This is a genomic window from Pseudomonas duriflava (assembly GCF_007830155.1).
GTDB classification, from domain to species: Bacteria; Pseudomonadota; Gammaproteobacteria; order Pseudomonadales; family Pseudomonadaceae; genus Chryseomonas; species Chryseomonas duriflava.
Window position 1 is genome coordinate 380,832 of record NZ_VLKY01000003.1, and the last position, 25,277, is coordinate 406,108.

The 25,277-nt window shown below is 52.0% G+C and carries 24 protein-coding genes and 1 pseudogene; 12 read left to right on the plus strand and 13 right to left on the minus strand.

The window, feature by feature from the left end; all coding sequences use genetic code 11:
• Window positions 1-11 precede the first annotated feature (11 nt).
• Genes rsmA through IQ22_RS06215 form a run of 4 tightly spaced genes read right to left on the minus strand, consistent with a single transcriptional unit; the run spans window position 12 to window position 5,794 of the window.
• On the minus strand, window positions 12-815 hold the full coding sequence (gene rsmA / locus IQ22_RS06200; RefSeq protein ID WP_145139630.1) for a 16S rRNA (adenine(1518)-N(6)/adenine(1519)-N(6))-dimethyltransferase RsmA: 804 nt from the start codon (window positions 813-815) through the stop codon (window positions 12-14).
• The gene (gene pdxA, locus IQ22_RS06205) at window positions 812-1,807 is read right to left on the minus strand and encodes a 4-hydroxythreonine-4-phosphate dehydrogenase PdxA (RefSeq protein ID WP_145139633.1); all 996 of its coding nucleotides are present in this window, start codon (window positions 1,805-1,807) and stop codon (window positions 812-814) included. The genes rsmA and pdxA overlap by 4 nt, the downstream gene beginning before the upstream one ends.
• A complete protein-coding gene (locus tag IQ22_RS06210) occupies window positions 1,804-3,099 on the minus strand; it encodes a peptidylprolyl isomerase (protein ID WP_145139637.1) in 1,296 nt (431 codons plus the stop codon). The genes pdxA and IQ22_RS06210 overlap by 4 nt, the downstream gene beginning before the upstream one ends.
• Window positions 3,080-5,794: an LPS-assembly protein LptD gene (locus tag IQ22_RS06215; RefSeq protein WP_145139640.1), complete on the minus strand. Its 2,715-nt coding sequence runs from the start codon at window positions 5,792-5,794 to the stop codon at window positions 3,080-3,082. The genes IQ22_RS06210 and IQ22_RS06215 overlap by 20 nt, the downstream gene beginning before the upstream one ends.
• A gap of 125 nt (window positions 5,795-5,919) precedes the next feature.
• Here IQ22_RS06215 and IQ22_RS06220 point away from each other — a divergent pair, with 125 nt between their 5' ends.
• Genes IQ22_RS06220 through IQ22_RS06230 form a run of 3 tightly spaced genes read left to right on the plus strand, consistent with a single transcriptional unit; the run spans window position 5,920 to window position 8,354 of the window.
• On the plus strand, window positions 5,920-6,936 hold the full coding sequence (locus IQ22_RS06220; protein WP_145139643.1) for an aminoglycoside phosphotransferase family protein: 1,017 nt from the start codon (window positions 5,920-5,922) through the stop codon (window positions 6,934-6,936).
• On the plus strand, window positions 6,933-7,604 hold the full coding sequence (gene murU, locus IQ22_RS06225) for an N-acetylmuramate alpha-1-phosphate uridylyltransferase MurU (protein WP_145139646.1): 672 nt from the start codon (window positions 6,933-6,935) through the stop codon (window positions 7,602-7,604). Before IQ22_RS06220 ends, murU begins: the two co-directional genes overlap by 4 nt.
• Entirely contained in the window at window positions 7,605-8,354 is a 750-nt protein-coding gene (locus tag IQ22_RS06230) for a DnaJ domain-containing protein (RefSeq protein WP_145139649.1), read from the plus strand.
• Between the two features lie 4 nt (window positions 8,355-8,358).
• Here the strand turns inward: IQ22_RS06230 and IQ22_RS06235 are convergent, their stop codons facing one another.
• Window positions 8,359-9,393 carry an alpha/beta hydrolase family protein gene (locus IQ22_RS06235; RefSeq protein WP_145139651.1) on the minus strand — a complete coding sequence of 345 codons (1,035 nt, stop codon included), beginning with the start codon at window positions 9,391-9,393 and terminating at the stop codon, window positions 8,359-8,361.
• A 264-nt stretch (window positions 9,394-9,657) separates the two neighbouring features.
• On the opposite strand from IQ22_RS06235, the gene rpe reads away from it, so the two are divergent.
• The 6 genes and pseudogenes from rpe to trpC all read left to right on the plus strand — a co-directional run bounded on the left by rpe (window position 9,658) and on the right by trpC (window position 15,238).
• Window positions 9,658-10,335: a ribulose-phosphate 3-epimerase gene (gene rpe, locus IQ22_RS06240; protein ID WP_145139654.1), complete on the plus strand. Its 678-nt coding sequence runs from the start codon at window positions 9,658-9,660 to the stop codon at window positions 10,333-10,335.
• A pseudogene (locus tag IQ22_RS06245) lies at window positions 10,332-11,186 on the plus strand (phosphoglycolate phosphatase). The gene rpe and the pseudogene IQ22_RS06245 overlap by 4 nt, the downstream one beginning before the upstream one ends.
• 70 nt (window positions 11,187-11,256) lie before the next feature.
• Entirely contained in the window at window positions 11,257-12,744 is a 1,488-nt protein-coding gene (gene trpE, locus IQ22_RS06250; protein WP_145139660.1) for an anthranilate synthase component I, read from the plus strand.
• A 13-nt stretch (window positions 12,745-12,757) separates the two neighbouring features.
• Window positions 12,758-13,351, plus strand: coding sequence for an anthranilate synthase component II (locus IQ22_RS06255; protein ID WP_145139663.1), 594 nt, complete (start codon window positions 12,758-12,760; stop codon window positions 13,349-13,351).
• A gap of 1 nt (window position 13,352) precedes the next feature.
• Window positions 13,353-14,402 (plus strand): anthranilate phosphoribosyltransferase, encoded by a 1,050-nt coding sequence (gene trpD / locus IQ22_RS06260; RefSeq protein WP_145139666.1) that lies wholly within the window; start codon window positions 13,353-13,355, stop codon window positions 14,400-14,402.
• Window positions 14,399-15,238 carry an indole-3-glycerol phosphate synthase TrpC gene (gene trpC, locus IQ22_RS06265; protein ID WP_145139669.1) on the plus strand — a complete coding sequence of 280 codons (840 nt, stop codon included), beginning with the start codon at window positions 14,399-14,401 and terminating at the stop codon, window positions 15,236-15,238. The genes trpD and trpC overlap by 4 nt, the downstream gene beginning before the upstream one ends.
• Window positions 15,239-15,288: 50 nt before the next feature.
• Here the strand turns inward: trpC and crp are convergent, their stop codons facing one another.
• Window positions 15,289-15,933 carry a cAMP-activated global transcriptional regulator CRP gene (crp, locus tag IQ22_RS06270; protein WP_145139672.1) on the minus strand — a complete coding sequence of 215 codons (645 nt, stop codon included), beginning with the start codon at window positions 15,931-15,933 and terminating at the stop codon, window positions 15,289-15,291.
• A 219-nt stretch (window positions 15,934-16,152) separates the two neighbouring features.
• On the opposite strand from crp, the gene IQ22_RS06275 reads away from it, so the two are divergent.
• Window positions 16,153-16,575, plus strand: coding sequence for an OsmC family protein (locus IQ22_RS06275; RefSeq protein WP_145139674.1), 423 nt, complete (start codon window positions 16,153-16,155; stop codon window positions 16,573-16,575).
• Window positions 16,576-16,997: 422 nt separating this feature from the next.
• On the opposite strand, the gene coq7 is transcribed toward IQ22_RS06275, so the two are convergent.
• The 5 genes from coq7 to hemJ all read right to left on the minus strand — a co-directional run bounded on the left by coq7 (window position 16,998) and on the right by hemJ (window position 20,379).
• Window positions 16,998-17,645 carry a 2-polyprenyl-3-methyl-6-methoxy-1,4-benzoquinone monooxygenase gene (gene coq7 / locus IQ22_RS06280; protein WP_145139677.1) on the minus strand — a complete coding sequence of 216 codons (648 nt, stop codon included), beginning with the start codon at window positions 17,643-17,645 and terminating at the stop codon, window positions 16,998-17,000.
• Between the two features lie 44 nt (window positions 17,646-17,689).
• On the minus strand, window positions 17,690-18,031 hold the full coding sequence (locus IQ22_RS06285) for a histidine triad nucleotide-binding protein (protein WP_145139680.1): 342 nt from the start codon (window positions 18,029-18,031) through the stop codon (window positions 17,690-17,692).
• 67 nt (window positions 18,032-18,098) lie between these two features.
• Entirely contained in the window at window positions 18,099-18,887 is a 789-nt protein-coding gene (locus tag IQ22_RS06290) for an SDR family NAD(P)-dependent oxidoreductase (RefSeq protein WP_145139683.1), read from the minus strand.
• A 71-nt stretch (window positions 18,888-18,958) separates the two neighbouring features.
• Window positions 18,959-19,840 (minus strand): DUF805 domain-containing protein, encoded by an 882-nt coding sequence (locus IQ22_RS06295; RefSeq protein WP_244308973.1) that lies wholly within the window; start codon window positions 19,838-19,840, stop codon window positions 18,959-18,961.
• Between the two features lie 113 nt (window positions 19,841-19,953).
• Window positions 19,954-20,379, minus strand: a complete 426-nt coding sequence (gene hemJ, locus IQ22_RS06300; RefSeq protein ID WP_145139689.1) for a protoporphyrinogen oxidase HemJ — start codon at window positions 20,377-20,379, stop codon at window positions 19,954-19,956.
• A gap of 177 nt (window positions 20,380-20,556) precedes the next feature.
• Between hemJ and erpA the strand changes: the two genes are divergently transcribed.
• Entirely contained in the window at window positions 20,557-20,907 is a 351-nt protein-coding gene (erpA, locus tag IQ22_RS06305) for an iron-sulfur cluster insertion protein ErpA (protein WP_145139692.1), read from the plus strand.
• Between the two features lie 28 nt (window positions 20,908-20,935).
• Here erpA and IQ22_RS06310 read toward each other — a convergent pair whose 3' ends face one another.
• Both IQ22_RS06310 and IQ22_RS06315 read right to left on the minus strand, forming a co-directional pair.
• Entirely contained in the window at window positions 20,936-22,030 is a 1,095-nt protein-coding gene (locus IQ22_RS06310; protein WP_145139695.1) for an anhydro-N-acetylmuramic acid kinase, read from the minus strand.
• 9 nt (window positions 22,031-22,039) lie between these two features.
• The gene (locus tag IQ22_RS06315) at window positions 22,040-23,488 is read right to left on the minus strand and encodes a peptidoglycan DD-metalloendopeptidase family protein (RefSeq protein WP_145139698.1); all 1,449 of its coding nucleotides are present in this window, start codon (window positions 23,486-23,488) and stop codon (window positions 22,040-22,042) included.
• Window positions 23,489-23,659: 171 nt separating this feature from the next.
• Between IQ22_RS06315 and tyrS the strand changes: the two genes are divergently transcribed.
• Window positions 23,660-24,859 carry a tyrosine--tRNA ligase gene (gene tyrS / locus IQ22_RS06320; protein ID WP_145139700.1) on the plus strand — a complete coding sequence of 400 codons (1,200 nt, stop codon included), beginning with the start codon at window positions 23,660-23,662 and terminating at the stop codon, window positions 24,857-24,859.
• Window positions 24,860-25,277: the final 418 nt, after the last annotated feature.

Below are 25,277 nucleotides of genomic sequence, written 5' to 3' on the forward strand. Positions count from 1 at the left end.
TTGAGTTGACCTTAGTTGCTAGGCGATAAGTCTGCCAAGACATTGGCCAAACGGACAAAGGCGGCGATATCCAATTGCTCCGGACGCAGTCCAGGCTCGACATGGGCAGCCTCGATCATGTCGGTGCTCATGAGGTTCTTCAGTGTATTGCGCAACGTTTTACGGCGCTGATTGAAGGCTTCACGCACGACACGCTCCAGTATTTTCGGATCGCGAGCGGGATGCGGCAGCTTAGTGTGCGGCACAAGACGTACAATGGCAGAGTCTACCTTTGGCGGTGGATTGAAGGCTCCCGGCCCTACATTAAACAGATGTTCAACGCGGCAGTGATACTGCACCATAATTGACAGGCGTCCCCAGTCGCCGCCGCCCGGTTCAGCAGCGAGTCGCTCGACTACTTCCTTCTGCAGCATGAAGTGCATGTCCGCGATAACATCAGCATGGGCAAGAAGGTGAAAGATAAGCGGGGTCGAAATATTGTAGGGCAGATTTCCAACCACACGCAGCTTGTCAGAGCCAGCCAGTGCGCTGAAATCAAACTTCAGAGCATCGCCTTGGTGCAAGGTAAAGTTCGGGTTAAGGCCGAATTTCAGTTTCAGCAGGGGAATCAGGTCTTGGTCGAGTTCGATAACATCGAGATGGGCGCCACTGGCCACTAATCCCTCTGTTAGAGCGCCTTGTCCAGGGCCGATTTCCAGTAGGCGCTCGCCTTCACGACCATGGATAGCGCGAAGGATACGGTGAATAACGCCAGCATCATGGAGAAAGTTTTGACCGAAACGCTTTCGCGCCCGGTGCTGATAAAGCTCAGTCATGGAGTATGTGCTTCAGCCATTAGATAGGCTGTCTTCAAGGCGACTTCAAGGCTACCGATATCGACCCGGCCCGTGCCAGCCAGATCCAAGGCAGTTCCATGGTCAACCGATGTTCGAATAATGGGCAGACCTAGCGTTACGTTCACGGCAGCGCCAAAGCCCTTGTGCTTGAGTACGGGAAGTCCCTGGTCATGATACATGGCCAGGACGGCATCACAATGATCCAGATACTTGGGTGTGAAAAGCGTATCGGCAGGCAACGGCCCTGCTAAATCGATGCCTTCTGCCCGCAAGGTATCGAGAGCGGGTTCGATGATCTCGATTTCTTCGAGGCCCAAATGCCCGCCTTCGCCTGCATGTGGATTAAGGCCACATACCAAAATCCGGGGCTGAGCAATGCCAAACTTGTTCTGTAAGTCCTTATGAAGGATACGGGTTACCTGCAGGAGGCGCTCTCGGGTAACAGCATCCGCCACGGCTCGCAAAGGCAGATGTGTAGTCACTAAACCTACCCGTAAGCCTGTCGTTGCAAGCATCATGACGACCTGAGCTGTACCTGTCAGCTCGGCTAGAAACTCGGTATGTCCGGAAAACGGAATGCCTGCTTCGTTGATGATGCCCTTGTGCACCGGAGCGGTAATCATGCCCGCGAACATGCCATCCATGCATCCTTGAGCGGCTCGAGTTAGCGTCTCGAGCACATAAGGTCCATTGGCTGCATCAAGGCATCCCGTTTTAACCGGAGCGGACAACGGTGTATCCCATACATACAAAGCACCTGCCGGTGCAGGTTGCAGTGACTTTTGTTCGGGAGTGGTCGGAATGAAAGTAATCGAGAGGCCTAGCTGCTGGGCTCGCGCAGCTAGCATCTCCAGACTGGCAACTGCAATCAGAGCGTGGGGTTGAGCTACTCGAGCCATAAGCAGGCACAGGTCGGGACCTATGCCTGCCGGCTCACCAGGCGTCAAAGCGAAGTGCCTGGGTAAGCTCACTGCTTGATTTCCACGTAAGCCTCATCCCTGATCTGACGGAGCCAGGATTGCAGCTCCTGATCATACTTGCGGTTACGCAACAGATTCAGGGCCTGCTGTTGACGAACCTGATCGCTATTATCCGTGGCGCGGCGTCCTAACACTTCCAGAATATGCCAGCCATACTGAGTACGGAACGGTTGTGACAGCTCGCCGGCTGGCGTGTTGGCCATGACCTCCCGGAACTCAGGAACCAATGAGTCGGGATTAACCCAGTCAAGATCGCCACCGTTGAGTGCCGAGCCTGGATCTTCCGAAAAGCTCTTGGCCAAGTCCGCAAAGCTTTCACCATTAACGATACGCTCCCGCAAACGTTGCGCCAGACGACGTGTGGCATCGTCACTGCGAATTTCGTTGGGTTTGAGCAAAATATGTCGGACATGAACTTCGTCGACGACCGAGCTGCCACCGCCGCGCTTTTCTTCCACCTTGAGGATGATGAAGCCGCCAGGTACACGTACCGGCTCGGTTACATCACCTACATTCATGTCACTGACTATTTGATCAAAGGGTGGTGGAAGTTGTGCAGCCTTACGCCAGCCAATTTCGCCGCCATCTAGTGCGTTATCGCCTGCCGAGTGTGCTATCGCCAGCTGAGCGAAATCACCACCCTGGCGAAGCTGTCTATAAAGCTGCTCAGCCTTCTGGCCAGCGGCCTGAGTTGTAGCGGCCGAGGCGTTATCAGGAACCGGAACAAGAATATTGGCAAGCCGATATTCCTCCGCCAACTGAATTCGGCCTAGGTCGGAGGCAAGGAAGTTTTGTATTTCCTGTGGGCTCACCTGAATACGTTGAGCGACTTGTCGCTGACGTACCCGGCTGATGAGTAATTCACGGCGGACCTGCTCTCGAGCATCCTCATAAGAGAGGCCATCTCTGGCTAAGGCTTGGCGAAACTCCGCAACGCTGAGGCCATTGCGCTGGGCAATGGTCGCAACGGCCTGGTTGAGCTCTTCATCCGAAACTCGGATGCCGTTGCGCTCGGCCATCTGTAGCTGGATGTCCTCCAAAATGAGGCGCTCCAGTACTTGGCTCTGCAAGGCACTATCCGGGGGGACGGAACCACCGCGTCGTAGGATGTTCTGCTTAACCTCTTCGACCCGCTGTTTCAGCTGGCTTTCCATGACCACGTCGTTGTCGACAATCGCAACGACACGATCCAGCGGTACCACGGCTGCATGGGTCAGCGAACTTAAAGTGAGCGCCACGCCCAAAGCGAGCGGGCGCATAGCGTTACATAGCTTGGTCTTCACGTTCACGATAGCCTTGAATGCCTTTGTCTAGGAAACCTTCGGTCTTGCCACCAAAGACATTGCCGAGACCTTTCAGGATGATTTGCAGGAAGATGCCGCGATCGGACTCTGTGCTTTGTGATGTGTAATAGACATCATCTTCTGTCTTGAGCCAGTAACGGCTAATCAGGCGAAGCTTCCAGCAACAGTTGTCATATTCGAACCCACCAAATGCTTCCAGCGTACGGTTTTGGTTGTAATCATACTGCCAGCGCGCAATAGCAGACCACTGCGGGACAATCGGCCAGATAACTGAAAAGTCATGTTGCTTGATACGATAATCATCGCTGTCATAAATGAAGCGGCCCAGGTTTGGATCATAAGTCCGGGTGTTAGCGCGATAGCGATAACCGGCATTGACTACTTTGTTCGGGTTGGCTTCAGGCTGGTAATGGAACATCACATTGCCTGAATCGGTTTCTTTGGTGTTGGGATCCCAGTTGAGCTCTGAACTAACACGCCAATCACGATTGAATCGGTACATGCCCGTTAGTGCATAAGGCGAGCGCCATGTCGTGGCGTCATCTGGTAAGTCGTCTTCCAGTCCCGGTAGTTGAACACGTCGGTTCGAGAAGTAATACAGCTGACCTGCGCTGATATTAGCTCTTTCAAATCCACTGGGCTCGATAAAGCGCGAGGTGGCGCCTAATGCTAGCTGGTTGGCATCACCAATGCGATCCGTCCCAGTAAAGCGATTGTCACGCCATAGCGAACTGTAGCTGAACGTGTACTCACTGGTATCGAAGACAGGAATGTCGCTCTGGTCTTCATAAGGTACATATAAGTATTTGGCTCGAGGCTCAAGGGTTTGCTTGCCGCCCTCTCCAAACAGATTCAAATCGCGATCAAAATACAAGCCACTATTTACGCTCAGTATTGGCAGGTTACGATCCGGGCTGTCATTGAAAGTGCGTTTTTGAGCGGCTAATAGTTGCTCGCCTCTACTATCAATATCTAAATCGTATTGAGTATAAATGTACTTAGCTGAAGGCGTTAAATAACCCCAGCTTGAACTCAGAGGTAACGAAACGCTAGGCGATAAGTTAAATCGCTCACCTTCAGCGCGCGCTAGACCATTGTTTAGGCCTATATTGTAATCGAGTCTATCACTACTATTTTCAAGGTCACGTTGGAACTTTACAAACTCCGTGTCGTAAGAGAAGGTCAGGCCGCCCGGGGTAAACGGTAGGCGTCCATTCAACGTCAGTTGCGGCAATCTGTTATACGGGGTTACGTTTGAAACCGTGGCCAATTGGTAGGCCTGAGCATTGATACCTGCTGTAAACGTATCGCCCCGGTAGGTCAAGCGTCCCTGTTGATTCAGATAAGTCGGTGTACTGATTCCTAGATCGGTATCGAGGTCCTGAAAATAATAAGGATCACTGATACGCGTATAATCAACTTCCGCTAGCCAGCGTGAGTCTAGGCCGGTCCGATTCTTCCAACCGTAAAGCCAGCGTGTATCTGTCTGCTCTGGCATGTCCTCATGATCGTTTTCCTGATCGTTTAGATAGGCTGCGCTGAGCTGACCTTCACTGCTACGTGTCAGATAACGGAATTCGCCTTCCATCATCAGGCCGCGCTTGCTCATATAGCGCGGATAGAGGGTGGCATCGTAGTTTGGGGCTAAGTTGAAGTAATACGGCGTAACAACTGTTAGACCATTATCACTCGATGAACCAATCGTTGGCGGGAGGAAGCCGGACTGACGCCGATCATCGATGGGGAAGTAGATGAACGGTGTATAAAGAACCGGGATATCCTTGACGCGCAAGGTGGCATTGGTTGCATAGCCAAGCCCTGTTGCTGGATTCAAGGTAACGTTATTGCCCTTGAGCTGCCAGGCATTGCTACTCGGTTCACAGGTAGTGTACGTCCCGTCTTTAAGACGAATGACAGCATCCTCACTACGCTTGGCATATAACGCACTACCGCGGATGCGGCTCTGGTGAACGACATATTCGGCGTTGTCCACCTGGACTTCGCCATTGTCGAGCTGCATTTGTGCGTTATCGCCAACAACCAGCATGCCGTCATCGCGGAACTTGACGTTACCGTTGAGCTCGCCACGGTTTTCTGCGCGGTGCAGGTTGGCCTCATCGGCTTCGACTTGCATGCTGCCCTGACGCAGTACCACATTACCTGCCAGGGTAGCAGTCTGGGTCTGCTCCTCATAACGGGAAGCCTTGGCCGACACATAGGTCGGTGCCTCTTCCATAGGGGTATTGTCGTTCATTCCCGGGCGCTGAGGCTCTACATAGGCACCGGAGCAATACGGTCCCGTCTCGGCCAATTGTGCAGGCGTCAGCTTTTCACGGGGCACCCAGTCGAGATGGCTATAGTCGGGACTACGAGAGGCCAGTGCCCGACCTTTGCTTTCCGTAACCAGCATAGTCTTGGGTTCGGTCGACGCTGTGGCCTGTGGTGAAGTATCCGTGCGGCCTGCACTAACCGCTGAATCTGTATGAGCGGGGCGGGGTGTGCTGTTAGCAGCCGCCTCGGCATTACACGCCCACCCACCCGAAGCGGAGGGGGCGCAGTTGAACTGCTGGGCTGCTGGTGCAGCGATCAGGGTAGTCATTGGCTGGAAAGCCAGAAGACTGCCGGTTACCAGCAAGGGAAACTTTCTGCGAAACGCGGGGGATTTCACGGCCATCCTTAAAGTTATCCTGCGCGCCATCGGCCCGGAAATGGGCCGCAGGCCTCTCGATGGGCTCAAAAAGATATCGGATAATAAAGCATGACCTGCACAACGGCTAGAGCCGAGGGATACCGCTAGAAATGTCCGAAGATATTCGTTTTACTCAATTGCGTACCTGGCTGGACTTTTCTCTAGCTCGCTTATTCCAAGAAAGAGGGTGGGGTGCCTATCCTACGGGGACCCTGACGCCCGCCAGTAGTGATGCCAGTTTTCGACGTTATTTCCGCTGGGAGTGTGACGGGCGTACGCTGATTGTGATGGATGCCCCCCCGCCTCAAGAGGACTGCCGGCCCTTTCTTCATGTGGCAAGTTTATTGGCTGAGGCGGGCGTGCATGTGCCTGAAATTTTGGCGCAAGATCTTGATCAAGGCTTTCTGCTTCTGAGTGATCTAGGGCGGCACACCTATTTGGACGTCCTGACTGCTGATAATGCGGATGATTATTTTGATGCGGCGTTAACTGCTCTTCTGGCCTATCAGCGGGTTCCTGTCGCAGGGCGCTTGCCCGTTTATGACCGTGCGCTGCTATCACGCGAGTTGCAATTGTTCCCGGACTGGTATGTGCGCTGTGTGTTGAAGCGTTCTTTTAGTGAAGCCGAGGCAGCGGAGTGGCAGCATGTTTGTGAGGTATTGATCGATAGCGCTCTGGCGCAGCCACAGGTGCTGGTCCATCGGGATTATATGCCGCGCAATCTTATGGTAAGCGACCCCAATCCAGGCATTCTCGACTTTCAGGATGCCGTGTTTGGTCCCATTACCTATGACGTGACCTGCTTGTTTAAAGATGCATTCCTCAGCTGGCCAGAGAGACGGGTCAAGGACTGGCTTGCAATGTATTGGGAGCGTGCTCGTCAACAAGGGCTGCCGGTCGATGAAAATTTTGAAGCCTTTTATCGAGCAAGTGATCTTATGGGCGTACAGCGACACCTCAAGGTCATCGGTATTTTCGCGCGCATATGCCATCGAGACGGCAAGCCCAAGTACCTTGCTGACGTACCACGCTTCTTTACCTATATCGAAACTGTTATCGCGCGACGCCCTGAACTAGCGTCCTTGGGTACACTGTTGAAACAGTTACAGGCGGGCCAGAGCGTATGAAGGCGATGATTCTGGCGGCGGGGCGTGGAGAGCGTCTGCGACCGCTGACCCTGCATACGCCCAAACCCTTGGTTCGTGCTGGGGGGGTACCGCTGATCGAATACCATATCCATGCTTTGAAAAAATCCGGATTTACCGACGTGGTTATCAATCATGCTTGGCTAGGCCAGCAGATCGAGGATCACTTACAAGATGGCTCTGCTTTCGGCGTCAGAATTTCCTATTCGCGTGAGGGCGAACCTCTGGAAACCGGAGGGGGTATTTTTCAGGCGTTGCCCTTGTTAGGAGACGCACCGTTTCTGATCGTTAATGGAGATATCTGGACGGATTGCGATTATCGGCAATTAAACAAGATGGATGGAGCTTTAGCCCATCTGGTTTTGGTCGATAACCCTCTGCATAACCCGGAGGGAGACTTCTACTTGAAGGATGGACATATAGTCGAGCAGGGCGCTTGCGAACAACGGCTTACCTATAGCGGTATTGCCGTCTTACATCCGACGTTGTTTAACGGTTGCGAACCCGGTGCGTTCAAGTTGGCGCCACTGCTGCGTGCGGCTATTTCGGCGGGGCGTGTTAGTGGGCAGCACTATAAGGGCCGTTGGGTGGACGTCGGAACCCATGAGCGATTGGCAGAGGTCGAGCGATTGATCCAGGCGGGTGAATAGATGTTCTGGCCTTGGCCGCTCACGTTAACAGGAGTGGCGGCAGGATGGGCCTTGGCCAGCCTGCCGGGCGCTCTGCTCGGAGGTGTTTTGGGGCATGCTGCCGAGCGGCAGCTAGGCCTGACTTCTTGGTCAGCTCTGCGAGTACGGCTGAGGCAAGACGTCTTTGAGTATCAATTGTTATTCGAGTTGCTGGGGTGCCTGGCCAAGGTAGGAGGACAGGTTACCGCTGCGCATATTCGGCAGGCTGAAGGCGAGATCAAACGGCTCGGATTGAATGCCGACGGTCGCCGCCGTGCTATTGCAGCCTTTGCGCAGGGTAAAAAGTCGGTGCCCTCAACGCAGGCACGCTTGAGGGCAGCCGCTGATCAGGCGGAGCTTCTTGTTCGTGCCTGCTGGCGTATGGCTTGGGTAAGCGGCAGTGTGAGACCGGGCGAGCGTGACCTCATTCTGCAATGGGGGGAGTGGGCGGGTTTATCCCGTGTGCGTACGGAAGACTTGCAGCCGATGCGAGCAGCCAAGGTGCCCTGTTCCGATGAAGCCTACCGACAAGCCCTGGCCTTGCTGGGGGTGAGCAGCAGTAATGACCCGAAAATTATCAAGCGTGCCTATCGTCGATTGCTAAGCCGGCATCACCCAGACAAGGTTCAAGGCATGGGTGCCAATAAATACCTTGTACAAGAGGCCGCCGAGAAAACGGCGGCTCTGCATGCGGCGTATGCAATAGTCAGAGAGCGGCATGGTTTCCGCTGAAGCCTTAGGGAGTTTCCTCTGGGGTAGCTGCTTTGACGTGGCTATTCAGCCAGCCGCGTAAGCGTCGATATAGCTGCTCCTGTTCACTTTTAGGGTCGCCGGGGATGATCTTGAGGCTGATTTGGGTATAGCGCGAAGTGTTTTCGCGCACAGCGGCTTGGCGTCGACGCTCGGCGGCGCTGCGGACACGTGCCGTCTGGTCATGAAAGAAGTCACCTATTGTCAGATTCAATTTGGGTGCTATAGCTTCAAGGGGCGGAGCAAAGCCGATCGGAACCGTGCCGTCCACCATGAGCAGATAGTGAAGTTCACTAGGTTCACGCTCGGCCAAGTAGCGAGCTGCCCAGTAAGCACCACTGCCATGCCCTAGCAAAATGACCTGCTGAGCGCCTCTTTGCAAAGCAAGATCGATCCCTGATGCAATACGTGCCATGACCCGTTCTGCATAAGCATCTTTTATTATTTGCGGGTCTGGTAGAGCCGTGCCGGCCTGGGCAGGTTCGCTGCTACCTACTTCCGCCTGGGTTTCGGCAGTGGGAGCCGTTCCGGCCACTCCTTCTACGGTTGTAGATGTATTGCCAGTGCTCGTATTGGCATCTGCATCGGCAGACGAGACTGAGGATGAACCAGATGTTCGCGGCTGAGGCGCCGTGTTTTGGGGGTCAGGTAAGGTAAGGCTTAGCGTATTCCAGCCCGCGTCAGGTAGCTTGCGACGCAAAGGACCGAGCGCTCTTGGCCAGTCTGCTGACTCACCATCGCCGGGAATCAATACGATGGTACCTTGTGGCTGGGGTGTATTAGCCAGACGCCAAAGTGCCAAAAAGGATTCGCTTCCTGCGTTCAGGGTTTGTCTTTCGTCAGAAGGTAACGTGCGTTCAAGAGCTTGTGCGGCTTCCTGGCTGCGCTCTAAAGGCGCAGCTCGCTCAAGGTTGGGCTGCGGTGCGGGCGGGGATGTCTTGTCTTCAGCATAAGTAATTGAGGCGGCTAAAAGGCACGAAGAAAATAATAAAAATGTTAGGTCGAAAAGGCGATTCAACATAGGGTTTACACTTCATCTTCTGTATAGGCGGTAAGGCAGAGCCTGCAATTCATGATGTGTGCATCACGCTGTCCATAGAAGATCATCTACCGCAGGCTTTGCCGCCAAAGCTTCTATAACAATAATCGTAGCGTAGGCTTTCGCCTGTCAGAACACAGAGAATTAGACCTGTTGGTACTTTATCAGCAGGATGCCAAAACCGATGAGCCTATCGGGTAGGCACAGTTACAATGCTATTTCCCATGACCGCCTTGAGGCTTATCCATGCAACCTTATGCCATCGCTCCATCGATCCTTTCTGCCGACTTCGCCCGCTTAGGAGCAGATGTAGATAAAGTGCTTGCTGCAGGTGCCGACATTGTCCACTTCGATGTTATGGATAATCATTATGTGCCCAATCTGACTATTGGTCCGATGGTCTGCTCGGCCTTGCGCAAATATGGTGTAACGGCACCTATCGATGTGCATTTGATGGTTAAGCCAGTGGATCGCATCATTGGCGACTTCATTGATGCAGGTGCTTCGTTCATCACGTTCCATCCCGAAGCCTCGGAGCACATCGATCGTTCTTTGCAATTGATTAAGGCGGGTGGCTGCAAGGCCGGACTTGTATTCAATCCTGCTACATCCCTGGATTGTCTGAAATATATCATGGATAAGATTGACATGATTCTGCTCATGAGCGTGAATCCGGGCTTTGGTGGTCAGAAATTCATTCCAGGCACGCTCGACAAGCTGCGTGAAGCTCGTGCATTGATCGATGCCTCTGGCCTGCCTATCCGCCTGGAAATTGATGGTGGAGTCAACGTCAGTAATATCGGTGCGATTGCTCACGCCGGAGCCGATACTTTTGTGGCGGGATCCGCGATCTTCGGTGCGCCGGATTATGCCGAGGTCATCAAGTCCATGCGAGACGAGCTTGCCAAGGCGCGTGCTATATGACGTCAGGTCTGTTAGAGGCCCTATTTCATGGGCGTCTGCCGCGCCTGGTCATGTTTGATCTGGATGGCACTTTGCTGGACTCTGCGCCAGATCTTGCGGTTGCCGTCGATGCCATGCTCGTTCAGTTAGGGCGCCCCCCGGCCGGGCTGAGCAAGGTCCGGCTGTGGATTGGAAACGGCGCGCGCGTACTGGTGCGTCGTGCACTGGCAGACAGCATGGATCACCACGCTGTCTCCGAGCGCGAAACGGAGATGGCATTGGCCTTGTTTATGTCAATCTATGGCGGGAGCCATGCCTTAACTGAGGTTTATTCGGGGGTTTCGGAAGGACTGGCTGCGCTTGAAGAGAAGCGCATCGCCATGGCCGTTATTACCAACAAGCCTGAACGTTTTGTAGCCCCGTTGCTCGATGACATGGGGCTGGGGCGGTTTTTTTCATGGATCATTGGCGGTGATACGCTCCCCCAGCAAAAGCCTGATCCGGCTGGGCTGTTGTATGTCATGCAGAAGGCCGGCGTCGAAGCAGAAGCAGCACTTTTTGTTGGTGACTCCCGTAATGACGTACGGGCAGCACGTGCCGCTGGCGTCCGCTGCGTAGCCATGACCTATGGTTATAACCATGGGCAGCCTATTGCTAATGAGTCGCCGGACATGCTCCTTGATGATCTTCGACAGCTATTGTCATAAACGAAACCTTTGATCTCTTGGCGAATGGGTTGCTTCGACGTGCAGGCTGAGCTAGTGTGCTGTTATTCCTGTTTATCCCGCCGAAGAGATCGAATCGTGGTGGTCACCTGCAAACTCTGGATGAAGGTCATTAAGGCTCTGGCGCGTTGGCGCTGGCGCGCCTGACTTATTCCTGGCCGGTCCGTCCGGCATGTTTTGCACCTGACCGTTTTTTTCCTCATCCACGAGGCTGATCATGACCCGCGAAGAATTTCTGCGTCTAGCCGATGCTGGCTACAATCGCATTCCCCTGACCTTCGAAACTCTTGCTGATTTCGATACGCCGCTTTCGCTTTATCTAAAGCTGGCTAACGGTACCAATACCTATCTGCTCGAATCAGTACAGGGCGGCGAAAAATGGGGACGTTATTCCATCATTGGCCTACCCAGCAGTACCGTGCTGCGGGTCTACGGGCATCAAGTCGTCGTCCGTGAGGGTAGTGACGTTATCGAACAGGCTGAGGTCGATGATCCGCTGGCCTTTGTCGAGGCCTTCCAGCAACGCTATCGTGTCCCTAATCTGCCCAATCTGCCGCGCTTCAATGGCGGTCTGGTTGGTTATTTCGGTTATGACTGTGTGCGCTATGTAGAAAAGCGTCTGGGAGAGTGTCCTAATCCCGACCCGTTGGGAAACCCGGACATTCTACTAATGGTCTCCGATGCCGTCGTGGTGTTCGATAATCTTTCTACAAAGATGCATGCCATTGTCCTGGTCGATCCAGCCGAGCAGGATGCCTACGATAAAGGCATGAGCCGCCTGGACGACTTGCTTGAGGCCTTAAGGCAACCCATTACGCCACGTCGAGGGCTCGACTTCAGTGCGACGCACGTTCACGAGCCTAATTTTCGTGCCAGTTTCACCCGCGAAGATTATGAGCAGGCCGTTACCAAAATTAAGGATTACATCCTGGCAGGTGACTGCATGCAGGTCGTACCTTCCCAGCGTATGTCCATTGATTTCACTGCGGCTCCCATTGATCTCTATCGAGCTCTGCGTTGTTTTAATCCGACCCCCTATATGTACTTCTTTAACTTTGGCGACTTTCACGTGGTAGGAAGTTCGCCGGAAGTTCTGGTGCGTGTAGAGGAGGGGCTGGTTACCGTCCGCCCTATTGCCGGTACCCGTCCGCGTGGAGCTACGCAAGAGCAGGATCTGGAGTTGGAGCAAGACCTGCTAAGCGATGAGAAAGAAGTTGCTGAACACCTGATGCTTATTGACTTGGGCCGTAATGATGTAGGCCGCGTATCGTCAACCGGCTCGGTCAAGCTGACTGAAAAAATGATCATCGAGCGCTATTCGAATGTCATGCATATTGTTTCCAATGTGACTGGGCAGTTGAAAGATGGCCTGAGCGCTATGGATGCCTTGCGTGCGATCCTGCCGGCAGGAACCCTGTCGGGGGCGCCCAAGATTCGGGCAATGGAAATCATCGATGAATTAGAGCCAGTCAAGCGCGGCGTTTATGGGGGAGCTGTAGGTTATTTGGCCTGGAACGGCAACATGGATACCGCTATCGCCATTCGTACGGCAGTGATCAAGAACGGCGAATTGCATGTCCAGGCCGGGGGCGGCATCGTGGCGGACTCTCAGCCAGCAGCCGAATGGGAAGAAACCATTAACAAGCGCCGTGCTATGTTCCGAGCGGTTGCGTTAGCCGAACAGACCTCCACACTGGATTCTTGAAGGAATTGCCGACATGTTATTAATGCTGGATAACTATGACTCCTTCACTTACAACCTGGTCCAGTACTTAGGCGAGCTAGGGGCAGATGTGAAGGTCGTGCGTAACGATGAGTCTACCGTTGCCGATATCGAGGCACTAGCGCCAGAGCGCATAGTCGTCTCGCCTGGCCCCTGTACGCCTAACGAGGCGGGTGTATCACTTGAGTTGCTAAAGCACTCGGCCGGTAAGCTACCTGTTTTAGGAGTTTGTCTCGGGCATCAAAGCCTGGGGCAGGCCTTTGGCGGCGAAGTTGTGCGCGCCCGCGAACCTATGCATGGAAAAACCAGTTTGGTCTATCACAAGGGAGAGGGCGTATTTGCCGGCCTGCCAAACCCTTTCACCGTGACGCGCTATCACTCCCTGGTCGTTAAGCGAGAGACATTGCCTGACTGCCTTGAAATCACTGCATGGACGCAACATCCGGATGGCAGCATGGATGAAATCATGGGGCTACGGCATCGTGAGTACATGATCGAAGGTGTGCAGTTTCATCCGGAGTCCATCCTTACGGAATACGGGCATGACCTCCTGGCTAATTTCCTCAAGCAGAGCGGAGGCATGCGCTGATATGGATATCAAGGAAGCTCTTGACAGAATCGTGAATCAGCTCGACCTGACTACAGAGGAAATGCGCGCTGTCATGCGTCAGATCATGACGGGGCAATGCGACGAGGCACAGATCGGAGCCTTTTTAGTCGGTATGCGTATAAAGAGCGAAACCATTGACGAAATCTGCGGGGCCGTCAGTGTCATGCGTGAACTGGCTCTTAAGGTCGAACTGCCAACATTGGAACATGTTGTCGACATCGTCGGTACGGGAGGCGATGGGGCTAATATTTTCAATGTTTCGTCAGCGTCGGTTTTTGTCGTTGCGGCTGCTGGTGGAAAAGTAGCCAAGCATGGCAACCGTGCGGTCTCTGGAAAAAGTGGTAGTGCCGATTTATTAGAGGCTGCGGGGATTTACCTTAACCTGACACCTGTGCAAATTGCCCGCTGTGTCGAAGAGGTAGGGGTTGGCTTCATGTTTGCCCAGTCCCACCACAGCGCTATGCGGTATGCGGCAGGCCCGCGCAAGTCATTAGGTCTACGAACGTTATTCAATATGCTTGGCCCGCTGACGAGCCCTGCCGGAGTGTTACACCAAGTAGTAGGTGTTTTTACCCCGGCTTTGTGTCGCCCTCTGGCAGAGGTACTTCAGAGACTTGGTAGCAAACATGTCCTTGTTGTCCACTCCAAAGATGGCTTGGACGAATTTAGCCTGGCAGCTCCGACCCATGTCGCTGAGCTCAAGGACGGGCAGATCGTTGAGTATGAAGTTTTGCCTGAGGACGTAGGGATTAAGAGCCAAAGCCTTATAGGCCTTACTGTCGACAGCCCAAGCAGTTCATTGGCATTGATTCGTGATGCCCTTGGTCGTCGTACGACCGAGGCGGCTCAGAAAGCTGCTGATATGATTGTGCTCAACGCAGGTGCAGCGCTTTATGCAGCTGATCTGGCTTCTACCCTTAAAGAAGGTGTTAGCTTGGCGCATGATGCGCTCTGTAGTGGGCTAGCCAAAGAGAAAATGGATGAGCTGGCCAGTTTTACGGCCGTGTACAAAGTGGAGAACGAAGCGTGAGCGTACCCAGTGTCCTGCAAAAGATTCTTGCGCGTAAGGCAGAGGAGATCACGCAGCGTCAAAGCCGCGTTTCGTTAGCTGATCTTGATCGGTATGTCTCAGGGATGACCGATGCGCCCCGAGGGTTTGCCCAGGCTTTGATCGATCGAGCAGCCCGTAAGGAGCCTGCAGTTATTGCTGAAGTTAAGAAGGCTTCGCCCAGTAAAGGGCTTTTGCGTGAGCACTTCGTTCCGGAGGAGATCGCGCGTAGCTATGAAGCGGGAGGTGCTGCCTGCTTGTCCGTGCTTACGGATATCGATTTTTTTCAGGGAAGTGATGAGTATCTCAAGGCTGCACGATCCGCTTGTACGCTGCCCATCATCCGTAAAGATTTCATGATTGACCCGTACCAAGTAGTCGAGGCGCGTGCAATCGGAGCGGATTGTATCCTTCTGATTGTGTCAGCACTAGAAGACGGTCAGATGGCTGACCTGGCTGCTACAGCCAAGTCTTATGACCTGGACGTGTTAGTCGAGGTACATGATGGAAATGAATTAGAGCGGGCCTTGAAGGTACTCGATACGCCTCTTGTTGGTATCAACAACCGCAATCTGCATACCTTTGAAGTGCGTCTGGAGACTACGCTTGACCTGCTTCCGCTGATTCCTCAGGGTCGTTTGGTTATAACCGAAAGCGGTATCCTTAATCGGGCTGATGTCGAGCTGATGCAAGTCAGTAATGTTCATGCCTTTTTGGTAGGAGAGGCCTTCATGAAGGCTGAAAATCCTGGGCACGAATTGCACCGGTTGTTCTTCCCAGAGCGACACACGGGTCTTTCTGCTCCCGACGCTGGCTGATTTCTGTAATAAAAAAGCCGGCGCTAGGCCGGCTTTTGTTTTGGGTATCGTTAGCGCGTTCCAAAAACTACCATTGTTTTCCCTTTGACATGAACGAGACCTTGCTCTTCAAGAGACTTAAGGACCCGGCCAACCATTTCACGGGAGCAGCCAACGATCCGGCCAATTTCCTGGCGAGTGATCTTGATCTGCATACCATCCGGGTGAGTCATGGCATCAGGTTGCTTGCAGAGATCAAGTAGCGTACGTGCTACGCGCCCTGTGACATCAAGAAAAGCCAAGTCACCAACTTTACGGGTGGTTTGACGCAAACGCTCAGCCATCTGGCGCCCCAGAGAGAAGAGCATATCGGGGTCCTGTTGGCTCAGTTCGCGGAACTGGCTATAGCTGATTTCTGCAACTTCGCATTCCGTTCTTGCGCGTACCCAGGCACTGCGCTCCGGTTCGCTACCTTCCTTGGAAAAAAGTCCCATCTCGCCGAAGAAGTCGCCAGCGTTTAGGTACGCGATAATCATTTCGCGGCCTTCATCATCCTCAATCAGGATGGTTACCGAGCCTTTCAAAATAAAGAAGAGACTCTCGCTGTTATCACCGGCATAGATGATTGTCGTCTTGGCGGTATACCGCCGACGTGAGCAATGCGCGAGCAGTTTATCAAGATGTTGTAGCTTTGCAGGAGGTATGATAGCGGCCATGCTGATTCCTGGTAGTGAGACAAGCCTTGTCTACAGGGATTTGAACATCGCGGCAAGTTTGCCAGCAAACTAAATCGAATTTTATCCCTTTCTCTTGATAGTTTTGCAGGGTGCGACACGCCTAACACTTTGATGGCTTTTTAGTGGCTATTTGAGAGCAATGAGGTGTGGAGGTGCCCTGTGATATTCTCATTATTTCTCTTTCTGCGGAGTCCATAAGTGAAAGCACGTATTCAATGGGCCGGCGAGGCCATGTTTCTTGGTGAGTCTGGTAGTGGGCATGTTGTTGTAATGGACGGCCCGCCAGATCATGGCGGTCGTAACCTAGGTGTTCGGCCTATGGAAGCTCTGTTGATCGGTCTTGGTGGTTGCACGAACTTTGACGTCATGAGCATTCTCAAGAAGTCCCGTCAGGCAGTAGAAAGCTGCGAGGCGTTTCTAGAGGCTGAGCGTGCCGAGACTGAGCCGAAAGTCTTTACGAAAATTCATATTCGTTTTGTAGTTAAGGGGCGCAATCTCAAGGAAGCTCAAGTAAAGCGAGCAATTGAGTTGTCGGCTGAAAAGTATTGCTCAGCCTCGATTATGTTAGAGCGCGCTGGGGTCGAAATAACTCATGGGTACGAAATTGTCGAACTAGGTTAAAAGTTGGGTGTGTTTGGATATGCCTAGCACATAGCACTGCCGTGTATCCCTGCTAGGGCTTACCATAGTGTAGGAATGCTAGGCATTATCAACATACTTACGGAGTATCCAGCTTCGATTTATGGGGCTTTCTGCTAGTAGTTTATTGCGCTATATGCGCATTTTATAATGAAGTGTGATCCCCAGTCAGGGGCTATGACCCTCAAGGCGCGATCATAACTACCCTAATCTCTGAATAGCCTGTAGAGTGACTTTCCACTAGGTTCTGAACAATCTATTTAACGATGCCACAGCACAATCTGTCGGAGCAGCAGGTTAGCCGTGTTTGAAGTGTCAAATGCGAGAGGGGGGCTGGTTTTGCTAGGCCATGATAAACCCAAGTCAAACATTATCAAAAAGGGCGCTCAAAAGGCGCCCGTTTGCTAGATACGATAAGTGCTCTTGGTCATTACTTTGGATAACAGCGTCATGCCAAACTTGATAGGAGTAGCGAAGCGGAGTCCGCCAGCATCAAGCGCATGATTGGCATGTTGCTCTTCATCCGTACGCATCTGCTCAAGAATGGCACGCGAGCGGCGATCCTCGGCAGGGATTTGCTCCAGATGTTCATCTAAATGCTTGCAGACCTGCTCCTCGGTCGCAGCAACAAAGCCTAGGCTCAAACGATCACTGATCAGGCCAGCGGTAGCGCCCATGCCAAACGAGAGTCCATAAAACAATGGATTTAGCAGGCTGGGGCGGCTACCAAGCTCGCGGATGCGCTGTTCGCACCAGGCTAGGTGATCAATTTCTTCATCAGCCGCTTTTTCCATCGTTTTTCGCACTTCAGGTAGTTTTGCAGTCAGAGCTTGACCTTGGTAAAGAGCTTGCGCGCAAACCTCACCAGTGTGATTGATACGCATGAGGCCGGCTACATGCCGAGCGCTTTCTTCATCTAGAGATGTTTCTTCATGACCGGTAGCTGGCGAAATGCGCTCGGGTTGCCCGCTAAACGGCAATAGGGTGCGTAAGGCACTGTCTATCTGCAATAGCAGGCGGTCGCCAGGCGAATAGTGACGATCATTGCTCATTGAAATCCCCTATGAACCTGTATGTAAGCATGTTGACACTTGTCCTAGCCTGGCGGCCATGTCATTTGCCGCTGGCCTAGCACATGCATATGGATGTGATAAACCGTCTGTCCACCCATGGCGTTACAATTCATGACGACCCGGAAGCCTTCGTCACAGCCTTGCTCCTGCGCTAGACGCTGTGCTGTAAAGAGGATATGCCCTGCCAGCGCTTTGTCATCGGTTTCGCTCAGGTCATGTAGCGTAGCGATGTGCTTCTTAGGAATGACTAGAAAATGTACCGGTGCTTGGGGGGAGATATCGTGAAAGGCAATGACCTTATCATCCTCGTATAATTTACGAGCAGGAATATCCCCAGCGACAATTTTGCAGAACAGGCAGTCCATTGAAGTCTCCTGTGTGTGGATTTAAGGCAGAGTGTAGCGGGGGCTGCCGGTTAGTCACAGATGTAGATCATGAAGAGGACAACATTCGACTGGCTTTAGCGGCTATTTTGCGCACTAGAAAGCGAGGGAAAAAACGCGGCATCAGCGCCATCATATAATTACGCCAGCCACAGTGGATAACGGCAGTGCGTTTTGAAAGTCCTTGCATGGCAATCAGGGCAACGTCTTCCGCATTCATGAGCCCTTTGCCTCGCTCAAGAGGGGCTGTGTTCATACCTGCTTTTCGGAAAAAGTGTGTACGCGTTGGGCCTGGGCAAAGAACAGATACGCTAACGCCACGAGGCCTGAGCTCTTCACGTAAGCCTTCGGAAAAATGTAAAACATAGGCCTTGCTGGCGGCATAACTGCTCATCCAGGGAACAGGCTGAAAGGCAGCTGTAGAGGCCACATTCAGAATCTGACCTCCGCCCTGTGTAGCCATCTTCTCGCCTATTGCATGGCAGAGACGGCTCAGGCCAAGTACATTGAGTTCAATAAGGCGTTGCTCTTTTGACCAGTCGCTGCTGATGAACGGGCCGCTAGTACCTATTCCAGCACAATTGACCAGTAAATCGATATGCTTTTCGCTTTGCTCAAGTTCATGCAGTAGCCCAGTTACGTGCAAAGGTTCCGAAAGATCGCACACGCGATACAGCGCCTCGACACCAAAGCGTTGTGTCAGCTCACTAGCAATACTTTCTAGAGCGTCGCGCTTGCGAGCGAGCAGGATCAAGGCGCGTCCACGACGAGCCAAGGCTTCGGCAAGGGCAAGCCCGATACCGCTTGAAGCACCAGTCACTAAAGCATAACGAGGCATGATGAACTCTCAAAAAGACCGCACCAGGTTTGACCGCTCAAGCCTGGCGGGGTTGCGATGATCATAACGGCTTAATGGCCAGTAGCACGTAGGGTATAGGCGTAATACGCAGGCACTGCGATAGCTGCGAGAATCCCAAGGATGACAACGACCAGCCAAAGGCTAGCCAGTACTTTGACTGAAGTGCTATTAGGCGGTGGAGGCGGTCCATAGCGGTTTGCCTCTCGATTACCCGGCACAATCAGAAGAAGAAGTGTAAATAGCCCACCAACGAATGGAATGGCTGAGATAAGCCAGAGCCATCCAGACCAGCCCATATCATGTAGACGTTGTACGCCAATGCTTAACGTGACAGCCAAGGCAAGTAGCGTAATGGAAAGAGTAAAGCCAGCCCCTCCCAAGGCGGAGGATGAGCCCAATGCGACAAATATTAAAGAAAACAGCGCCAAGACTGTAGCTGATACCAGAGACCATGCCAGAAAGCGGAGCCTGCCGATGCGGCCATTCAAGCTAAGAACTTTAAGTTTTCCGTAGTGTTGAGGACTACTGCTTTTCAGCTCCGCTTTTGGTGGTGCATAGGGAGATAATGCTGGTCCGGGTATTGCAGATGTTGGTGCTGCTAGTCGGGCTTGATATTTTTCAATAATAATTCCGCATGCGGAGCACTCTTGGTCAACTGGCTGCTCATAACTACATTTCGGACATATCATTGTTTCTGATGCTTGTAAAAGTGTCGGCGTTGTATCGTCAGAAACGAGTGTTAACATGGAGGAAAGATCTTGCTCTTTCCTTGCCAAGGCGCCAGCCTGACGTAAGGCCTTCACATACCGCTCCGCCTCTAGCTCTGAGAGGTCTTTCTTTATTGTGGTAGGCCCTTTAAAAAGTTTGCTAACCTGCTGCAAGTCGCTTTTGAACAATGTTGCCAGGTTAAGCAGGATGGTTTCCTTCTCCATGCCAGGCATTAATTGTCCATCGAAAACTACCTTGTATCGTAAGTCGGACATTGCGCTTCCTTGTCGCATGACTGTGGTTGAGGCAGCAGCCTTGGAGCCGCTGCTTCGCTAAGTTAATAAGGTTTAATTACAACTAAAATGACTATGGCGATCAGAAGTAGCACAGGCGCTTCGTTAAACCAGCGAAAGAAAACATGGCTTCGGCGATTTTCTCCGCGAGCAAAGCGTTTCAACATGGCACCACACATATGATGGTATCCAATCAGCACGACCACTAACGCCAGTTTGGTATGCAGCCAACCTTGGCTCATCCAGCCTGGATTGATAACAAGCAACATAACCCCAAAGACAAGCGTTAACAGCATGGATGGCAGCATGATGCCGCGATACAGCTTTCGCTCCATCAGACAGAAACGAGCCTTACTGACATCATCTTCGCTTTGTGCATGATAGACAAACAGGCGTGGTAAATAGAACAGACCGGCAAACCAGCAGACTAAAGCAATTATATGTAAAGCTTTGATCCATAAATAAAGCATGGGTGTCTCCGGGGCTGAGCAAAGCTGAAATAGTAGTGCGCTAAATGAGGAGCGTCACCTAAAGAGTCGTAGATTTATTGACGAGCGTCTTTATGTGAATAGTTGATCATTTTGCTCGGTTAAGCGGATAATGTTGCTTGTTAAAGTGGGTATCGGCGAAAGCCGGGAGATCTGAGTATGACGATAGAAACCTTTATTCCAACTCCCTTGGTGTTTTCTCCTGGTGCAGCCAATAAGGTGAAGACTCTGATCGACGAGGAAGGTAATCCCCGTTTGAAATTACGCGTGTTTGTTACCGGGGGCGGCTGCTCTGGATTTCAATACGGTTTCACATTTGATGAGGACACTGCTGAGGACGACACGATTGTTGAGCGTGACGGAGTCAGCCTAGTGGTTGATCCAATGAGCTTTCAGTATCTGGCTGGTGCTGAGGTCGACTATCAGGAAGGCTTGGAAGGCTCGCGATTTGTCATTAAGAATCCAAACGCCGCAACCACATGCGGTTGCGGTCAGTCTTTTTCTATCTAGTTAAAGATACTCCGGGTGGCGCTTCTCTTCATGCAGGATAAAGCGCCCCTAGAACTCTTAAGCCCTGTGCGCCTGTTACTTCAGGGCAATTTCCAGGTATGTGTTCAAGGAAGCAGTGAGCTAACCAAGCGAAAGCCATAGCCTCTACCCAGTCGGGAGATATGCCTAAGGTATGCGTCGTCAGGACTTTACTTGAAGGCATATGGTAAGCCAGTCTCGTCATCAAGTGCTGATTATGAGCGCCACCGCCACAGACAAAGATTTCCGAGCAGTCAGGCTGTGCCTGTTGAATAGACCGACTTACTGAGACGGCGGTTAATTCTACTAACGTGGCCTGAACGTCTTGTGCCAATAGAGGCGGGGTGCTGCACAAGTGATGATTAAGCCACTCAAGGTTAAATAGCTCACGCCCTGTGCTTTTAGGGCCTTGCTGCGCAAAAAAAGAATCTTCAAGAAACCGGTTAAGCAGGGCGGCGGAAGGGGTCCCGCTTGCTGCCCAACTGCCGTCGGGGTCAAAGCTTTTACCGAGTCGTGTCTGAATCCAAGCATCAAGTAATACGTTGCCAGGCCCGCAATCGAATCCTTCAACGGGGCGGCCGGGTGACAAAAGCGTTACATTGGTAAAGCCGCCAATGTTCAAGATGGCACGTGATTTTTGAGGATGTTCAAATATTGCCTTGTGAAAAGCGGGAACCAGAGGGGCGCCTTGTCCCCCGGCAGCAATATCTCTCCTCCGAAAATCAGCGATAGTATCTATACCAGTGAGTTCGGCTAGGAGGGCTGGATTGCCAATCTGAATGCTGTAATGATCCGCTGGGCTATGGCGGACTGTTTGTCCATGACTGCCTATAGCCCGAATAGCGCTTGTAGGAAGATGTTCTTGATCTAAAAGATGAGCTATGCCTTGGGCGGCTAGCATTACCCAATGCTGTTCGGCAAGAGCAGCGCGCTCCAATTCATTATTGCCGGGACTACAAAGGGCAAGCAGTGCCTGCCTCAAGTCGTCTGGCATGGAAAGATAGTGCGCAGCCAATAATGTGCACGTGTTATCTGCTTGTTCAATAAGAGCGATGTCCAGCCCGTCCAAGCTGGTACCAGACATCACTCCTATATACTTGGGCATAAGGTATGCCTAGCGTTTGTTCAAGGCTATTAAAGTAGCCTTTTCTTGGTCCATACGTGCCATTAAAGGATGGCTCTGTGCCAAAAAGCGTTGCTTCTCTCCTTTGGCTATAGGATCGGCCATAGGTAGCTTTACGCCTAGTGGGTCAACGTGGGTTCCGTTGATACGAAACTCGTAATGCAAGTGAGGTCCGGTCGCCAAGCCGGTCATGCCGACATATCCAATGACTTGGCCTTGCTTGACAGATGTCCCTGCACGAATGCCCTTGGCGAAACGACTCATATGGCCATATACGGTGCTGTAGCGTTTCCCATGCTGGATTACAACCGCATTGCCATAACCGCCTTTGCGCCCAGCTTCAACAATGCGTCCATCTCCCGTGGCATGAATCGGTGTCCCTGTAGGCGCTGCATAATCGACGCCTTTATGAGCACGCAATTTATTCAGTACGGGGTGGTAACGGCCGAGTGAGAAGCGCGAGCTGATCCGAGCAAACTCTACAGGTGTGCGAATAAAGGCTCGGCGCATGCTGCTACCATCAGCAGTGTAATAATTGGTGTTGCCTTGTTTATTGGTATAGCGCACGGCTGTGTAAGTTTTGCCGCGATTAGTAAAGCGAGCCGCGAGTATGTTGCCGTTACCGACGCGCTTGCCATCCACCATTTTTTTCTCGTAGATAACTTCGAACTCGTCACCCTCTCGTATATCCAGAGCAAAATCTACGTCATAGGCAAATACATTAGCCAAGGCCATAGTCATGTCGTGTGAAAGACCGGCGCGGCGGGCGGCTGCAAAAAGAGAACTTTCAATAACGCCCCTGGCATAGGCTTTTTCCGTCTTCGGCTCGGCCAGGTCGCGTTTTAAGTCATACCCGCTCTCTGTTCGCGACAGGGTTAGCGTCTCTAAAGTGCTAGGCTTGCTACGTAAAGAAAGCAATTGTCCGTCAGGTGACACCTTGAATTCTAACTTTTGGCCAACACGAAGTTGGCTGAAACGTTTGGCTTCTGAGGCGCTGTTGAGAGCATCATGCAAAGTAGTGGTAGAGAGGCCAACGTTTTCAAAAATAGTTGAAAGAGTGTCACCGTTTTTTACAGTTACTTCTTTCCATTTTGGCTCTTTACTGGCCAGGTTATTCTGTTCCGCAGGCTCTAGCTCAGGCGCGGAGCGAGCGGTTTCTGGGTCTTCCTCAATAGAAGGTGAAATGCTGGCAAAAGGTGAGGCAGGTTCTGAGGGCTCAGCTGGCGTCTCTAAAGTAGAAGTCAGTTGGCGGACGTTATCCCGTTCTTGGATAAGCTGTCCGGTACTGTTAGAGATATCCATATTTATCAGTGTCTTCTTCGCTTCAACCTCGCGCGAAGGAAATACCAGTAGAGCCAGGCTCAGAAGCGCAGCGACACCACTAGCAGCCAAAATATGGCTTTTAGGATAAAACGGACTTTTTGAAGTCGGTTGAGTCATGGCGAAGTGGTGCTTTTGAGCGTGAATAACTGCCTAAAATATAATCAAATAAAGCTCTGAACAACCCTTAAAGAATTTCTAAATGTACTTGATTAGCAAGGTTTGCTTGAAATATTGAAATTCTCGAATGATCTTGTATGGTTTGCGCCTTCAAATTAGGTGGGATTTATCATGAAGTCGGTCGAAGAACAGCTTGCCTTGATTAAGCGGGGGGCTGATGAGCTTTTAGTGGAATCTGAGCTGATTGAAAAGCTGAAGCGGGGAAGTCCGCTTCGAATCAAGGCTGGTTTCGACCCAACTGCGCCCGATTTACATCTGGGACATACTGTCCTAATAAATAAGCTTCGTCAGTTTCAAGAGCTTGGGCATCACGTCATTTTTCTGATTGGTGATTTCACCGGCATGATTGGTGATCCCAGCGGGAAAAGTGCTACCCGGCCGCCTCTAACGCGTGATCAAGTCCTTGATAATGCGGAAACGTACAAGACGCAGGTTTTCAAAATTCTGGATCCGGAAAAAACGGAGGTCGCATTTAACTCCACTTGGATGGATCAGCTCACGCCGGCAGACTTCATTCGCTTAGCCTCTCAATATACGGTTGCGCGCATGCTTGAGCGTGACGACTTTAGTAAGCGGTATTCGAGTAACCAACCGATTGCGGTTCATGAGTTTTTATATCCTCTCGTACAGGGATATGACTCGGTTGCACTACGTGCCGATATCGAACTGGGTGGTACGGATCAGAAATTCAATCTATTAATGGGGCGTGAGCTGCAGCGGGCGTACGGTCAGGAAGCGCAGTCCATTCTTACTATGCCTCTATTAGAGGGGCTGGATGGCGTCAAAAAGATGTCCAAGTCCTTGGGTAACTATATTGGCATCCAAGAACCGCCTGGCGTTATGTATAGCAAGTTAGTGTCCATCCCGGATTCACTAATGTGGCGCTATTTTGAGCTGCTCAGCTTCAGAGGTATGGATGAAATAACGTCATTCCGGCAAGACGTTGAAGCAGGAGCAAACCCGCGTGATATTAAAATTAAGCTGGCCGAAGAAATCGTAGCGCGCTTTCATGGGGAAGAGGCGGCTGCTACGGCGCACCGAGCTGCAGGTAACCGGATGAAGGATGGTGAACTGCCTGAGGAGATTCCTGATGTTGACGTTGTTTCAGCACAAGACTTGCCTGTGGCGGCTGTTCTCAATCGTGCAGGCTTGGTCAAGAACTCAGCTGCAGCGCGTGATCTGCTAAGTGCTGGAAGTGTGAAGGTGGATGGGCAGCAAGTTGATAAGGATTTCATCTTTAAAGCAGGCTCTACTTATATCTGCCAGGCAGGCAAAAAGGCTTTTGCTCGTATTCATATAAAAGCAGAGTGATTTCAAGATAACGCTTGACGTCCTGTCTGAGGGGCCTATAATGCGCCCACTTCCTTGCTGGGGTGGTTGGAAAAAGCCTTGTAAATCAATGGCTTATCTAATTAGTCTAGCAGGCAGGTCCGTCTGGCGGGCCAGCCGGGAAGGCGGGTAGCGGTTGACAAGCCCCTGGGCTTGTGTAGAATACGCCTCCCGCTGCCAAGACGAGAGATCGCCCTGGCAGGCTGACAAGGTTTCCGGAAGACAAAATGATCTGAAAGAAATGCTTGACAGAACATGAGGTTAGCGTAGAATGCGCGCCTCGGTTGAGACAAGGTTCTCAGCCAACCGCTCTTTAACAAGTTGAATCAAGCAATTCGTGTGGGTGCTTGTGCTGTAAGACTGATGGGTCGCAAGATTATCAGCAACACAGGTAACACTC

Bases quoted from the DNA above. Each gene is read 5' to 3' on its own strand.
- IQ22_RS06215 (WP_145139640.1), bottom strand. From the start codon at position 5,794: ATGGCCGTGAAATCCCCCGCGTTTCGCAGAAAGTTTCCCTTGCTGGTA.
- IQ22_RS06290 (WP_145139683.1), bottom strand. From the start codon at position 18,887: ATGCCTCGTTATGCTTTAGTGACTGGTGCTTCAAGCGGTATCGGGCTT.
- trpE (WP_145139660.1), top strand. From the start codon at position 11,257: ATGACCCGCGAAGAATTTCTGCGTCTAGCCGATGCTGGCTACAATCGC.
- coq7 (WP_145139677.1), bottom strand. From the start codon at position 17,645: ATGAGCAATGATCGTCACTATTCGCCTGGCGACCGCCTGCTATTGCAG.
- murU (WP_145139646.1), top strand. From the start codon at position 6,933: ATGAAGGCGATGATTCTGGCGGCGGGGCGTGGAGAGCGTCTGCGACCG.
- IQ22_RS06295 (WP_244308973.1), bottom strand. From the start codon at position 19,840: ATGGAGAAGGAAACCATCCTGCTTAACCTGGCAACATTGTTCAAAAGC.
- IQ22_RS06220 (WP_145139643.1), top strand. From the start codon at position 5,920: ATGTCCGAAGATATTCGTTTTACTCAATTGCGTACCTGGCTGGACTTT.
- IQ22_RS06315 (WP_145139698.1), bottom strand. From the start codon at position 23,488: ATGACTCAACCGACTTCAAAAAGTCCGTTTTATCCTAAAAGCCATATT.
- crp (WP_145139672.1), bottom strand. From the start codon at position 15,933: ATGGCCGCTATCATACCTCCTGCAAAGCTACAACATCTTGATAAACTG.
- IQ22_RS06230 (WP_145139649.1), top strand. From the start codon at position 7,605: ATGTTCTGGCCTTGGCCGCTCACGTTAACAGGAGTGGCGGCAGGATGG.
- IQ22_RS06285 (WP_145139680.1), bottom strand. From the start codon at position 18,031: ATGGACTGCCTGTTCTGCAAAATTGTCGCTGGGGATATTCCTGCTCGT.
- rsmA (WP_145139630.1), bottom strand. From the start codon at position 815: ATGACTGAGCTTTATCAGCACCGGGCGCGAAAGCGTTTCGGTCAAAAC.
- tyrS (WP_145139700.1), top strand. From the start codon at position 23,660: ATGAAGTCGGTCGAAGAACAGCTTGCCTTGATTAAGCGGGGGGCTGAT.
- hemJ (WP_145139689.1), bottom strand. From the start codon at position 20,379: ATGCTTTATTTATGGATCAAAGCTTTACATATAATTGCTTTAGTCTGC.
- erpA (WP_145139692.1), top strand. From the start codon at position 20,557: ATGACGATAGAAACCTTTATTCCAACTCCCTTGGTGTTTTCTCCTGGT.
- trpD (WP_145139666.1), top strand. From the start codon at position 13,353: ATGGATATCAAGGAAGCTCTTGACAGAATCGTGAATCAGCTCGACCTG.
- rpe (WP_145139654.1), top strand. From the start codon at position 9,658: ATGCAACCTTATGCCATCGCTCCATCGATCCTTTCTGCCGACTTCGCC.
- IQ22_RS06310 (WP_145139695.1), bottom strand. From the start codon at position 22,030: ATGCCCAAGTATATAGGAGTGATGTCTGGTACCAGCTTGGACGGGCTG.
- IQ22_RS06235 (WP_145139651.1), bottom strand. From the start codon at position 9,393: ATGTTGAATCGCCTTTTCGACCTAACATTTTTATTATTTTCTTCGTGC.
- IQ22_RS06255 (WP_145139663.1), top strand. From the start codon at position 12,758: ATGTTATTAATGCTGGATAACTATGACTCCTTCACTTACAACCTGGTC.